This window comes from Streptomyces sp. ISL-99 (assembly GCF_018614005.1).
Taxonomy (GTDB): Bacteria; Actinomycetota; Actinomycetes; order Streptomycetales; family Streptomycetaceae; genus Streptomyces; species Streptomyces flavidovirens.
In genome coordinates this window covers 36,187-49,329 of sequence record NZ_JAGGPC010000069.1, presented here as the reverse complement: position 1 = coordinate 49,329, position 13,143 = coordinate 36,187, and the positions used below count along the sequence as shown (strand labels likewise).

The window sequence follows — 13,143 nt, the reverse complement described above, 5'->3', positions numbered from 1 at the left end:
GCGTTTGCCTCGTAACCATTTCCGCAGGTGAGGGATGTCGTACGCCTTGTCTGCGTGGAGGCGTTGGGGCTTGGAGTCGGCTGCGTGGGATTCGTGTCCCATGTGGAAGTGGGACAGCATCGGCTTCAGCGCCTGGCTGTCGTGGGTGTTGGCCGCGGAGAGTCCAACCAGTAGGGGCCGTCCGTTCGCATCGGACAGGACATGCATCTTGGAACCGGGCTTACCCCGGTCCACGGGTTGGAACCGGGCTTACCCCGGTCCACGGGGCTCGCACCTGCAAGTTCGCCCCCTTTTTTCGCGCGCACATGAGCAGAGTCGAGAACCACGCGGGAGAGGTCTACCAAGTCCCGTTCGTCCAGGAGCTGGAGAACCTTCTGGTGCAGCTGGCCCCAGACCCCCGCACGCGACCAGATGACAAACCGGCGGTGCACGGTCGACTTCGACGCTCCGAAGCACGGAGACAAGGCTCGCCAGGCACAGCCGCTGACCAGCACGTAGATGATCGCAGCGAAGACCGCCTCGTCATCGATGTTCGCAACCCCGCCACCCTGCGGACGCACCCGCGCAGCCGGCAACAACGGCTCCGCAAGCTCCCACAAACCGTCCGGAACAATCCAACCCCACCGCCCACTCCCCCTAGCAAATCCAACGACCAACTAGCCATGTAGGACATGGTCTAAGTAATATCGCCACGCCCGTCCTCGTGGCGAGTCCGTTAGATCACCTGGTTGGCGGCACTTCTCCAAGCGCGCCTGGGTTGGGATTGTGGACAGGTAGGCGACATTCCCTCATCTGAGGTAATGCCGTCCTGCGCGTTGGGGGACATGTCGGATGATCGACAATCTTAATTCTCATATTGTCGTGGTGCTTCGCGCCGTTGAATGCGTAATCATTCCCCCTTCTATCCTTGCTTATTGCTGGCGTGGGTATTTTCCTGCGTAATATGCGGCAGCGACATAAGTAAGGCTTCCGGGCAATCGGTAGGGCCCGGTATGCCACGGCTCCCACAGGAAAAGGCCTCTCGATGAAGCGGAATACCCCTCAAGCGGCGCAGCGCCGCACCTTGTCCGGTTGGCTGGCCTCAGCTCTCGCCGCAACGGTTGCCGCCGTAATGGTCGCTGTGACGCCGACACAGGCGCTGGCCATTGCGACCCCCGTACCTCTGGGCACAGCCGCCAGTTTCTCCGTTCTGGCAGGTACGGAGGTCACCAATACCGGCCCCTCAGTGATCGACCACGACCTTGGGGTGCACCCGGGAACGGCCATCAGCGGGTTCCCGCCCGGCGTGGTGCTCGGCGAAATCCATTCTGCGGATGCTGTCGCACAACAGGCCAAGTCCGACCTGGTTCAGGCGTACAACAACGCGGCCGGCCAGGCCACGGACTTCGCGCTTCCGGCGCAAATCGGCAATGGCGACACGCTGCTTCCGGGCGTCCACACTGCTGTATCCGGTGTCGGACTCAACGGTGATCTGATCCTGGACGCCGGGGGAAACCCCAACGCCGTCTGGGTGTTCCAGATTCCGGAAGCCCTGACAACAGCATCCTCAAGCCGGGTGCTCCTTACGAACGGCGCTTCGGCGTGCAACGTGTACTGGCAGATCGGGAGTTCGGCCACGCTCGGCACCAACTCCACCTTCGTGGGCACCATCATGGCTCTGACCTCGATCAGCGTGACCACGGGGACGAACATTGAAGGCCGTGCACTGGCCCGTAACGGCGCCGTGACGCTCGACACCAACAGGATCTTCCTCGGCGAGTGCGCGACCAACGGTGGAACGACGTCCGGCACGACCAACGGTGGAACCACGACCGGCACGACCACCGGCACGACCAACGGTGGAACCACTACTGGCACGACCACCGGAACCACTACTGGCACGACCACCGGCACGACCACCGGAACCACGTCTGGCACGACCACCGGCACGACCAGTGGCGGCGCGGTCGGACCCATCGTCAGCATCGTGGGCGGAAGTATCTCCGGCAACACCTCCGGGAACACGCAGGGCAATACCTCCGGGATCACCGCGGGCAACACCGCTGGGAACAGCACCGGCGGGAACACGCAGGGCAACACCGGCGGGAACGCCACCAGCGGGAACACGCAGGGCAACACCGCCGGGAACACCACCGGCGGGCACGGCCACAAGCCTGGCAAGCCCGGTAAGCCGGACCACGGCGGCAAGCCTGGTTGGCCTGGCCACCACGACAAGCCTGGCGGGCCGGACCACGGCGGCAAGCCTGGCCATGGGCACGAGGAAGGGCCCGGCAAGCCTGGCCATGGGCACGAGGAAGGGCCCGGGAAGCCCGGCCACGGCGAAGGGCATGACGCCTACGGCTACGGCGACAAGCCCGCGACCCACAAGGGCTAAGCAGCACACTGCCGTAAGCCCGCTCATCGAATGATGGTGCACGGCGGAACCCCCGTCGGATCCGCCGTGCACCATCGGTAACAGGCAGAAAAACGTCAGGCGCGAGTAGTTCAAATGGGAAAGACAGGGTGGGCGGTGTCGAGCGGCATTAGATCAGCGGACGTGAAGGAACTCCGGCAGTCCGATTCCGGCCCGGCCCCGCAGGAACGTCATGACGAAGTGGTCGTCTCCGGCGGGCGGCAGCTAGGCGCCCGTGCGCTGAGGGCCGGGCTGCGCACCGTCGTGGTTCTGTGTCTGGTCGCGACTCTCGCCCATGTCGTTCTGGTGTTCCTTCACGTGGCGCCCGCCAACACCGTCTCAAAGAGATACAGCCCGGCGATCAACGCATGGGTATACCCCTACTTCGAACAGAATTGGCGCCTATTCGCCCCGGACCCCGACTCCGCCAACAGGCAAATCCTGGTGAGAACCGCACACACAGGCCCTGACGGATCGGTCAAGGTCAGCACCTGGTTCGACCTGACTGCCGTGGATAATTCCACAGTCGAGCACAATGCGTTCCCAAGCCATACGACGCAGAACCTTTTGCGCCGCGCCTGGACCTCCTACACCGAAACACACGGAGGAGACGACAAGGCGCGCACGGAACGCGCCGTAATGATCCAGAAGTATCTGAGTAACATTGCCGCAGACCGCGTCGCTGCGCACAACGGCGGCGCATTCGACTTCATTCAGCTTCGCGTCGTCACAAGGCCCATCGCCGCACCCGGCGCCGCAGGCGGCGACCGCCCGCCGAAGCCCGCCGAGGACCGGCTTCTGCCCTGGTGGAAGGTGAGAGCTCATGGGAAATGAGCAGACCCCGCAGGCCGCCCCCGCGACACCAGCACCCCAGCGGCCAACGAGCCAAGAGACGGTTTCCGCCGGCGTTGCGCAGTGGACCGTCGACCGGATCCACGCTCTGTGGGACCTAGTGGCCGGCCGCCCAGTGTCCCTGTACGCCGCGTCGGTGCTGCGCATCGGCTACGGACTGCTCTACCTGATCTTCCTGCTGCGCGAGTTTCCGCACCGCGACGAGATCTGGGGCCCCGGATCCCCGTGGACCCCCGCGCTGGCGCGACAGCTCTTCGACCAGACGGGGTGGAACAGCATCCTGACCCTCTCCGACAGCCGCGCCTACTTCGAACTCTGCTACGTGATGGCCATCGTCACCTCCGCTCTGTTCATGCTCGGCTGGCGGACCCGCGTCATGTCCGTCCTCTTCGCCGTCGTGGTGATCTCGTTCCATGCCCGAGCGATCTTCATGACGGACGGAGGCGACAACCTGGTCCTGCTGATGGCGGTCTACCTCGTTCTTACCGCGTGCGGTCGGCGCTGGTCCCTGGACGCACGCAGACACCGGCTCAAAGCGGCTCGCGCGGGCGACGAGCCGGAACCCGTGAGGAGCTCAATCTGGCAGCAACTGCGGGACGCCCGAGCCACCTTGGTGACAGTGGTGCACAACTGCGGCATCTTCGTCATCGCGGCACAGGTTTGCTTCCTCTACGGATCAACCGGCCTGTACAAGGTCCAGGGCGCTTCCTGGGGCAACGGCACCGCTCTCCACTACGTTCTGAACCTCGAACTCTTCCAGCCCTGGCCCGCACTCTCCCACCTCGCGGACGAGTTCCCGATCCCGATCGCGATCGCCGGCTACATGACGGTGCTCCTGCAGGTCGCCTTCCCCTTCGTGCTCTTCGGCAGGCTCAAGTACCCCGTCCTCACCCTGCTGCTGTGCATGCACATCGGCATCGCCGTACTCATGGGACTGCCCCTCTTTTCCGGCGCGATGATCATCGCGGACGCCGTGTTCCTTCCCGACCGCTTCTACACCTTCCTGCCCCACCTGTGCCGACGCGTCGCACAGCGGACAGGCACGTGGCGGCCGGCCCGCGGGCCGGCCGCAGGATCCGGATCCGTACCTCCGCAGGGCAGGCCCGGCCGGACCAGCTCGCAGGATCGAACCGATCCGGCAGAGCAGAAGAACACCACACTCGCGACCGAGCGGAGCTGACCAACACCGCTCTGTCGACGCAGGGCAGCCGGCACAGCCGGCCGCCCTGCCAATGACACTGCGGCGAGCATTTGGCTTCGCTCTCTACAGGCCGCCATGTGGCCGGAGGACGGCTGGGTGCTCAGCGTCGACCAGCGCGCCCCTCGATCGGATGGAGCCACCTCGATCTGTCTCTGCCCGCCCGCAGGGGGTTCAGGGTGGACCGACGGCGCAATGGCCCTTACGAAGAGCGTGGACTCGGGCACCGTGCGCGGAAGAGTGTGCTGTGCTCACTGATCTTCTAGCGCACGGCTGGGGGGCCGCGCCCGTTGACGGGAACTCTTACACGTTTGCCAAGCGCGCATCTCAACACAGGAATCTCCATATCGTCCGCCCGGTAATCCGAAATGAAGTGATCTCGACCGCATGAATGAAGCGGTCTCGATCGCCCGCATCACCAGTGGCGCATGGAACGGCGGTCAACGAGAAAGTCGCGACAACGCCCTTGCCGCGGCCTCAAGTCCACCTTCTGCTACGCCAGATAGGCGGAATGCGGCAGCCGGTCACGCGCGGCCCCGACGGCTCAGTACAGAATGTGAGCTCACTGAATCTGATCATGGCAGTCTGCTGACCGGCAGAGGGCCCTGGGGCCGGAGGTACACCACCCATGGGGGCAAGCGTCAATCCCACTGTCAGGAAACGCCGTCTGGGCGCCGAGCTACGCCGGCTCCGCAAGGTTAGCGGCCTGACCAGTACGGAAGTGGCAGAACGACTCCTGGTATCCCAGCCCAAGATCAGTCGCCTGGAGAACGGCCACTGCGCCATCAGTCCCCGCGATGTGCGCGACATGTGCGCGATCTACGACGTGACGGACCAGCAGGTCGTCGACTCTCTGATGCGGATGGCAAAAGAATCGGGACAGCAGGGGTGGTGGAATTCCTACGGCGACATTCCTTACAGCGTCTATATCGGCCTGGAGATGGACGCCGCCTCCATCCACGCCTACGAGCCCATGGTAATCCCCGGCCTGATGCAGACTCCCGCCTACGCCCAAGCGGTCATCGAAAATACGATCCCCCTGGTGACTGCCGAACAGGCCGCTATACGCCTTAAGGTGCGGCTGCGCCGCCAGCACCGGATCTACGAACCGGCCTGCCCGTTGCGTCTGGGGGTCGTCCTGGACGAATCGGCTCTGCGGCGCGTCGTCGGCAGTCCCGACATCATGCGTGAACAACTCGAGCACCTGAACGCACTCAGCGGCGAGCCGCACATCACCGTGCAGGTCCTCCCCTGCAACGTGGGAGCCCACCCTGGCCTCTCAGGACAGTTCTCCATCCTGAGGTTCGCCGACAGCCCCGAGGCAGGAGTGGTCTACCTGGAAGGATCCACCAGCGACCTCTACCTGGAGAAACGATCCGACCTGGAGCATTACGAGGCCATGTACGCCCACCTGCAGGCCCTGGCCCTCAGCCCGGACAGCACCCGCCACTTCATCGCCGACACCATCAAGAGCTACATCGACACAGTGGCTTCCGCGCTCGGTAAAGACCGCCGACGAGATCCTCGAACGCCTCGCCAGGTATCTGAACAGAAATTCTGACTCAGAAGACTAGTGTCCTGAGTCGTAGGTTCGTCGTTGGTTGGGTGTGACTCGTCCTGGACCGAAGCTTCCGCCGTTGTCCGTGACCGATGCCCAACGGGCCGTGCTTGAGGGATGGGTGCGTCGACGTTCGACGGCTCAGGCATTGGCGCTGAGGTCTCGGATCGTCCTGACGTGCGCGGAGGGGCATTCGATCGCGGAGGTGTCCCGTCGCCTCGGGATCGCTTCCGACACGGTCCGCACCTGGCGACGCCGGTTCCTCGACCGCGGTCTGGAGGGTATGCACGACGAGCCTCGGCCGGGTGTCCCGAGGAAGATCACCGATGCGGATGTCGAGCGGGTGATCGTCAAAACGCTGGAAGAGACACCGAAGAACGCGACGCACTGGTCGACGAGGTCGATGGCCGCGGCGACCGGGATGTCACAGTCGGCCATCTCGAGGATCTGGCGGGCATTCGCTTTGGCCCCGCACCGCTCGCAGACGTTCAAGCTGTCCACGGATCCGCTGTTCATCGACAAGGTCCGCGATGTCGTCGGCCTCTACCTGGACCCGCCGGAGAAGGCCCTGGTCCTCTGCGTGGACGAGAAGTCGCAGATCCAGGCCCTGGACCGGTCCCAGCCGGTCCTGCCGATGATGCCCGGCGTTCCCGAACGGCGCAGCCACGACTACATCCGCGCCGGCACCACCACCCTCTTCGCCGCCCTCGAAGTGGCGACCGGCAAGGTCATCGGCTCACTGCACCGCCGGCACCGGGCCGCGGAGTTCAAGAAGTTCCTCGCCAAGCTCGACAAGGAGGTCCCGGCCGGCCTCGAGGTCCATCTGATCCTTGACAACTACGCGACCCACAAGACACCCGACATCAAGCGTTGGCTGCTGGCGCACCCGCGTTTCCACCTGCACTTCACGCCGACCAGTGCGTCGTGGCTGAACCTGGTAGAGCGGTGGTTCGCCGAGCTCACACAGAAGAAGCTCAAGCGCGGGGTCCACCGCTCCGTTCAAGCCCTCGAACGCGACATCCGGTCCTGGCTCGCCGACTGGAACGACCAACCCCGGCCCTTCGTCTGGACCAAGACAGCCGACGAGATCCTCGACAAAGTCGCCGCCTACTGCTACCGAATCTCTGACTCAGGACACTAGGGCGTTTCTTTCGGATCAGTCAGTGGACCAGGCCTGAGGTGAGAGGGACGGGCTAAAGCGTGTTGCAGAAGGCTGCCATTGGGCAGGTCAGGGCCGGGGTCCGATTCTGTTCACGCGGCCCTGGCGAGGTTGTGCATATGGGCCACGGCCTGGACTGGTCGTGAGGTCGTTGCCGCGCTGTCGGCAGTCGCGGAGGATCTTGTAGTGCTTCATCCGGGCGAAGGCGTGCTCGACGCGGGCACGTACCCGGCGATGCTCCGCGTTGTCCGCCTGCTCGCCCGGCAACAGCGGGCGGTGCGGGCGTTTGCGGTGCGGGACGAGCCCGGTGTTGATATAGGCACCGTCGCCCGGCCCAGGGAGCTTGACCCCGAATCTTGGACACGGCTTATTGCGGCTGGGGCCAGCGTAGTTGGTGGTGCGACGAACGCCGCCTCGAAGGCGATTGGACTGCGCTGTCCGAGGCTCGAGTGACGGCGTCGGGTGTTGTAGCGGTGCAGCCAGCGGAACGCGTCGAGGCGGGCCTCGCGCGCGCTCGTCCAGCCCTTCGCACCCTGGAGAACTTCCCGCTTGAACGTTGCGTTGAGGGATTTGGCGAGCGCGTTGTCCGCGTTGCTGCCGACGGCACTCATGGACTGACGCACCCTGGCCGTTTGGCAGGCCGCGGCGAACACGGCGGACGTGTACTGCGCCCCGTGGTCGGTGTGCATGCTGGTGCCAGCCAGGCTGCCGCGACTGCGTTCGGCCGTGGCAAGGGCGTCGGTGACCAGCTCGGTGCGCATGTGATCGGCGATCGCCCAGCCGGCCAGGCGGCGGAGGGCGAGGTCGATCACAGTGGCGAGGTAGCAGAATTTCCCGTTGCCGATGCTCAAGTAGGTGATGTCGCCGCCGTACTTGGTGTTCGGCAGCTTCGCGGTGAAGGCGTCCGATGGGATCCGGTGCCATCGCCGCGGCGGGGTCGGCGATGGTGGTGCGGTGTCTGCGGCGCAGGCGGAAGCCTGCGAGTCCGATGCCGCGCATGACACGGGCGACCCGCTCGTGGTTCACGCGCGCGCCGTCCTCGCGGAGCTCCGCGGTGACCCTGGGGACGCCGTAAGTGCCGTCCGACTCGCGGTGAACAACCCGTATTCGCGCCGCGAGCTTGGTATCAGCGACCTGACGGGCGGCTCTGGCCGAAGCAGTCCTACGCCAGTAGTAGAAGCTGGAGCGGGCGATGCCCAGGAGGGGGCACAGCCGCTTCACGCCGAAGGCGTCCTGGTGGTCGGCGACGAACTGGAAGCGGTTCACCAGCGCGTCGCCCCGGCGAAATAGCGGGCGCCTTGCGCAGGAAGTCCCGCTCCTCCTCAAGATCGCGGACCTGCTTGCGCAACGCCGCATTCTCCGCCTCCAGCGGCGTCTGCGGAGCCGGCGCCGACTCGGTCCTCGCCGACCGTCGGCCGGCTCCGGCCGCCCGGATCCAGTTCCTCAACGTCTCGGGATTGACTCCCGGATCAGCAGCGATCGACCTGATCGTTGCCCCGGGCCGCGACTGGTACAGCGCGACCGCGTCCGCCTTGAGCTGAGGCGGGTAGTGCTTCATGACCAAGGGACATCCGTTCTCCTGGACCCTAAAGATCCAAGTGTCTCGAGTGTCCAGGATCCGGGGTCAAGACCCCATGGTCCAGCGGGCCTGGCCCTTGCGGTGGGGTCCAGGGACATGATTGTCATGTAGACGCACTTCAGGGCGGCCTGCTCGTTGGGGAAGTGGCCGCGGGCCTTGACCGCCCGGCGGATCCTGGCGTTGACGGACTCGATTGCGTTCGTCGTGCAGACGATGCGGCGGATCTCGGTGTCGAAGCGGAGGAACGGGGTGAACTCCTCCTGTCCCAACAGCGCGTTCGCTAGCGGAGGCTGCGTCAAACCTGTCGGTGTGGACCGCCCCCGGTCAGGCGCCGGTGGCGGCCGGGACGGGGTCCGGACCGGGTCCGGAGTCGATGATCTGTGCGAGCAGGTTGAAGCCGGGACGGTCCACGGGTCGGATATTGGCGTTGAGGATGACGACTGCGGCTCGGTGTTCGGGGGCTATGGCCAGCAGGCTGCGGTAGCCGCCGGTGCCGCCGCTGTGGAACAGGATCCGGTGCTGGCTGCGGGGCAGGTTGGCCGCGATCCAGCCGGGATGGATGGCGGCTCTGGCGTTGATGCGGTGGGCGGTGGTGTGGGTGAGAGCGATGGCTTCGGCGAGTTCTTCGGGTGCAGGGCTGATCTGGGCCCGGGCCAGCGTGAGCAGGTCGGGCACGGTGGAATGCAGGCCGCCGGCGCCGGCGAGGGCGGCCAAGTGCCAGGGTGGGCGGGGGCGGCCGGTGCGGGAGTGGCCGGCGGCCAGTCGTGCGGTGCGTCCGGGGTCGAGAACCACGTGGGTGTCGGTCATGCCGAGGGGCCGGCAGATCTCGGCCTGAATAAGCGTGTCGTAGTCGGTGCCGGTGTGGCGTGCCAGGGCGAGCCCGAGCAGGCCGGCGCCGAAGTTGGAGTAGCGGAAGCGGGTACCGGGCACCGACCGCAAACGGGTGCGCCGCAATCCGTCCATCAGGAGCTCGCCCGTGCAGCCGGCGTAGGGGTCCGATCGGAACAGGCCTCGCGGCAGGAGGCCTTTGGGTAGTCGGGGCAGGCCGGAAGTGTGGCAGGCCAGGTGAGCCAGCTTGATGACCTCACCGCCGCGTTCCGGAGCCGTGATGTCGCGGGGTAGCAGGTCGCGAAGCGGTTGGTCCAGCCCCACGGCGCCACGCACGGTGAGCTGGGCCAGGGCCAGAGCGGTGAACGTCTTGGTGACGGAACCGATCTCGAACAGCGTGCCGGGGTCTGCGCCGTGCAGTGCGGACTGTCCGCCCCGGACGGCACCCACCACGACGACGCCACGTTGTCGGGCGCCGAGCCGCTCCGCCGTTCGTCGTACCAGATCATCGAGGAGCGAGGTCATGATCGTCAGGCCTCCGTCCGGCCGAACAGGCGTCGGCCGCCGTACTTCTTGTGTACGGCCTGCTTTGAGACCCCCAGCGCCTCGGCGATCTGCGTCCACGTTGTCCCTGCCACCCGCGCCCGGTGCACGAGAACCTCTTCCTGTCCTTCCAGGCGGTGGCGCAGCGCGGCTGCCTCGCGCAGTGCTTCGATGGGATCGGTGTTCTCGGTGATCGACGAAATATCAACTTCGGTCATGCGTCAACCTTAGTTGACCCTGCCCTCGATCGTCAATCTAAGTTGACGGTATCGGCGAGGTGCCGAGAGTTGTCGCAATCGGAGGAGTCAGAGGGCATGCGATGTCTTCATCCTCAACCATCGTCATGCTCGCGCAATCGCCCTGCGCGAGTACCGACCACCGGCGTGAAGCGGACCGTAGCCAGGCGCCCCTCCCGTGATTGACGATCTTTCAGCGAACCCCTGCCCCGGGGACGATTACTGTGCTGGCCGACCATGATCGTTCTCAGCGCCAACGGCTGTACCGATGTTCCCCAAGGCCGGACCTGGGCAGCGAATCGCCGCCCGTTCTGGTCAGCACCGGCGCCGGCACCACGACCCTCATGCGCACCCTCGCAGCCCAGCTCCTGCACCACGGAGTCCACGCCGTGTTCATCGATCCCAAGCAGATCTCCCACCAGTGGGCGAAGGGCCTGCCGACGGTGACCTACCGCGCCCCCTTGTCGAGATCGGCGGGGCCGCCAAGGCCGGACGTTCCGACAGCAAGTTGGGGCACGTTCTACACCGGAGCCAAGACAAGCTCGGACGGGGGCGTAGTTCGGGTGCGGTGGGGGCTGGCCGGTGGTGATCAGTTGGGTGCACAGGTAGCGGAGTTTGATGTTGCGGTGCTGGGAGGCGGCGTCCACTTCGCGGCCAGAACCCTCAGCATGCCCAACGTCATAGGGTCTTGCCCCTCAAGTGGCCGACGGAAGACCACCCCTGCTGCCGCAGTCTCTCGAACCCGTCCAGGAGGAGATCCAGCGCGAACTCGAACTCGAACTGATCGTCACAACCCTGGCCCACCACGGACCCCTCGTCATGAGCCGCCGCGGCAGCCAGCTCCATCACGTACGGGTACTCCTCAGCGTCCTCCGGGGAGGCGGCCGTCTGCGCTCGCGGGTCGGGGGCGGGTGAAGCGTCGAACAGCTCCTGCGTGATGCCCATCATGCGGCTGCCCAGAGCGTGCATCACATGGTGCGTCAGATCGACGGAGAAGCCACCGGTTCGGAACATGCCGATCACGGAGTCCATGTACGCAAGCACGACCGGTGTCGGGCTGCTTCGCGACTGGATCACTTGGGCCGCCCAAGGATGTCCGAGGAGAGCGCGTCGCGCCGAGAGGATCCTGTGGCGTACCGCGCTCTTCCAGTTGGATCCCGGGACCGGTGGATCGATCTCGCCCACGACGACATCAACCATGCCGTCCAGGAGTTGCTCCTTGTTCGAGACGTGCTTGTAGAGCGCCATCGGTACTACGCCTAGCTCCTTCGCGAGCTTGCGCATGCTCAGCGCTTCGATCCCGATGCCATCGGCGAGCGCAACAGCCGCCCGCAGCACCCGGTCCCTGGTCAGAGGGGTTCGGGGCACTGTCTCCGTCTGCTGAGCCATATCTACACCAGCTCCTCGCGATGCGTCGTGTCAGCGCTTCGGCTTGACGAGTGTACGTCGTACACCTACCGTGAGCCTTCGGTGTACGCCGTACACCATTCTATGGGGGTGGGTCCTGGTGGTATCAACCAGAAGAACCGCGGTCGTCGCAGGTGCGTTCTTCCTTGTCACCGAGGTGGCCGCTATCGGCGGGCTCGCGCTGTACGGCCCTGTCCTGCAGGACGCGGACTACGTCGTCGGTCCCGGTGCCGACACGCGGGTGTTCCTCGGCGCACTGTTCGAAATCGTCCTGGCAGCGGCCGTCGTCGGCACTGGAGTCGTGCTGTTTCCGGTCCTCAAGAAGCAGAACGAGGGGGCAGCGCTGGGCTATGTGTGCGCCCGCCTTCTCGAAGCCGCCGTCATCATCGTCGGCATCATCAGCGTTCTGTCGGTCGTGAAGCTGCGCAGGGAGTTCGAGGGAGCGGCGGACAGCGATGCCGCCTCGCTCGTCACCGCCGGCAAGACCCTGGTGGCCATCCATGACTGGACGTTCCTCATGGGGCCCAACTTTATTTTGGGAGCGAACTCCCTGATACTTGCGTGGTTGATGTATCGCGCCGGGCTCGTCCCACGGTTCATTGCCGTATTGGGGCTCGTAGGGGGTGCGTTGATCTGCGCTTCGGCGACCGGAGTGATGTTCGGGCTGTACGAGCAGGTCTCCGTGGCGGGTGCGGTCGCGGCGATCCCCGTGTTCGCGTGGGAAGTGAGTCTTGCCATCTGGCTCATCGTCAAGGGCTTCAAACCGGCTGCCCTCCTCGACGGGGGCAGCGAAGGGAAGAGGCGCATTACCCCGTAGCCGGGTGACGGAACATCAATACATGCTTCTGCTCCGGCGCGGCGGTGAGGGCGCGGGTGCGGCAGGGCGCCGACGTCCCCCTGGCTGCCGTCGACATCGTCGATGCGGCGACGTGATCCGCTGCGCGTTCCAGCACTGGCACCTGCTCGCCGAAGCGCGCCGCCACCTTGACCACGTTGTGCGCGGCCGCCGGGGATCGGCACGATCGGCGCATGGGAGACCGAGGTCGTCCTGCCGGTCCCGGGAACGTTCAATACCCCCGCCAAGGGCAGCCTGCGCGCGGACGCGGTCCTGATGGCCCTGGAGGCCGGGCTGCCGGTGCTGTTCGTCGAGGTCGACAACGGCACCGAGACCCGCCCGCTCCTGGCGAAGAAACTTACCGACTACCGCCGCTTCTTCCGCCGCATCCTCAAGGACACCGACCAGCGCGAGATCTCCCTCTGGTGCACCCTCTACGACAACAACGTGACAGCACCCGCGCAGGCTGACGACCGGCGGCGTGTACGACCCGGACGGTGACGCCGTCGTCCAGGAGGAGCGCGCCGCCGAAGCCGCGGCCGCCGCCGCGCGGGAA

General features: G+C 65.7%; 10 protein-coding genes and 4 pseudogenes. 7 read left to right on the top strand and 7 right to left on the bottom strand.

Annotation, left to right across the window (positions count from 1 at the left end):
* Window positions 1-656, bottom strand: a pseudogene (locus J7E91_RS31855) (IS5 family transposase); the annotation flags it as partial.
* Window positions 657-1,024: 368 nt separating this feature from the next.
* Between J7E91_RS31855 and J7E91_RS31850 the strand changes: the two are divergent.
* From J7E91_RS31850 to J7E91_RS31830, 5 genes are all read left to right on the top strand, one after another.
* On the top strand, window positions 1,025-2,374 hold the full coding sequence (locus tag J7E91_RS31850) for an ice-binding family protein (RefSeq protein ID WP_214910355.1): 1,350 nt from the start codon (window positions 1,025-1,027) through the stop codon (window positions 2,372-2,374).
* Between the two features lie 114 nt (window positions 2,375-2,488).
* The gene (locus tag J7E91_RS31845) at window positions 2,489-3,226 is read left to right on the top strand and encodes a DUF5819 family protein (RefSeq protein ID WP_214910354.1); all 738 of its coding nucleotides are present in this window, start codon (window positions 2,489-2,491) and stop codon (window positions 3,224-3,226) included.
* Complete coding sequence (locus J7E91_RS31840; RefSeq protein WP_214910353.1) at window positions 3,216-4,424, top strand: HTTM domain-containing protein; 1,209 nt, start codon at window positions 3,216-3,218, stop codon at window positions 4,422-4,424. Before J7E91_RS31845 ends, J7E91_RS31840 begins: the two co-directional genes overlap by 11 nt.
* A 646-nt stretch (window positions 4,425-5,070) precedes the next feature.
* A complete protein-coding gene (locus tag J7E91_RS31835; RefSeq protein ID WP_214910352.1) occupies window positions 5,071-6,003 on the top strand; it encodes a helix-turn-helix transcriptional regulator in 933 nt (310 codons plus the stop codon).
* Window positions 6,004-6,049: 46 nt separating this feature from the next.
* Window positions 6,050-7,141, top strand: coding sequence for an IS630 family transposase (locus tag J7E91_RS31830; RefSeq protein WP_214910349.1), 1,092 nt, complete (start codon window positions 6,050-6,052; stop codon window positions 7,139-7,141).
* Window positions 7,142-7,251: 110 nt separating this feature from the next.
* On the opposite strand, the pseudogene J7E91_RS31825 reads toward J7E91_RS31830, so the two are convergent.
* The 6 genes and pseudogenes from J7E91_RS31825 to J7E91_RS31800 all read right to left on the bottom strand — a co-directional run.
* A pseudogene (locus tag J7E91_RS31825) lies at window positions 7,252-7,489 on the bottom strand (transposase family protein); the annotation flags it as partial.
* Between the two features lie 41 nt (window positions 7,490-7,530).
* Window positions 7,531-8,723 (bottom strand): annotated as a pseudogene (locus tag J7E91_RS31820) (IS3 family transposase); the annotation flags it as partial.
* An 83-nt stretch (window positions 8,724-8,806) separates the two neighbouring features.
* A pseudogene (locus J7E91_RS31815) lies at window positions 8,807-8,998 on the bottom strand (transposase); the annotation flags it as partial.
* A 64-nt stretch (window positions 8,999-9,062) separates the two neighbouring features.
* Window positions 9,063-10,091 carry a serine hydrolase gene (locus J7E91_RS31810; protein WP_214910347.1) on the bottom strand — a complete coding sequence of 343 codons (1,029 nt, stop codon included), beginning with the start codon at window positions 10,089-10,091 and terminating at the stop codon, window positions 9,063-9,065.
* A 5-nt stretch (window positions 10,092-10,096) separates the two neighbouring features.
* Entirely contained in the window at window positions 10,097-10,327 is a 231-nt protein-coding gene (locus tag J7E91_RS31805) for a hypothetical protein (RefSeq protein ID WP_214910345.1), read from the bottom strand.
* Window positions 10,328-11,023: 696 nt separating this feature from the next.
* Complete coding sequence (locus tag J7E91_RS31800; RefSeq protein WP_214910343.1) at window positions 11,024-11,734, bottom strand: TetR/AcrR family transcriptional regulator; 711 nt, start codon at window positions 11,732-11,734, stop codon at window positions 11,024-11,026.
* Window positions 11,735-11,852: 118 nt separating this feature from the next.
* On the opposite strand from J7E91_RS31800, the gene J7E91_RS31795 reads away from it, so the two are divergent.
* Window positions 11,853-12,569, top strand: coding sequence for a DUF4386 domain-containing protein (locus tag J7E91_RS31795; protein ID WP_214910341.1), 717 nt, complete (start codon window positions 11,853-11,855; stop codon window positions 12,567-12,569).
* 195 nt (window positions 12,570-12,764) lie between these two features.
* On the top strand, window positions 12,765-13,088 hold the full coding sequence (locus J7E91_RS31790; RefSeq protein WP_308377523.1) for a replication-relaxation family protein: 324 nt from the start codon (window positions 12,765-12,767) through the stop codon (window positions 13,086-13,088).
* The last annotated feature ends 55 nt before the right edge of the window (window positions 13,089-13,143 follow it).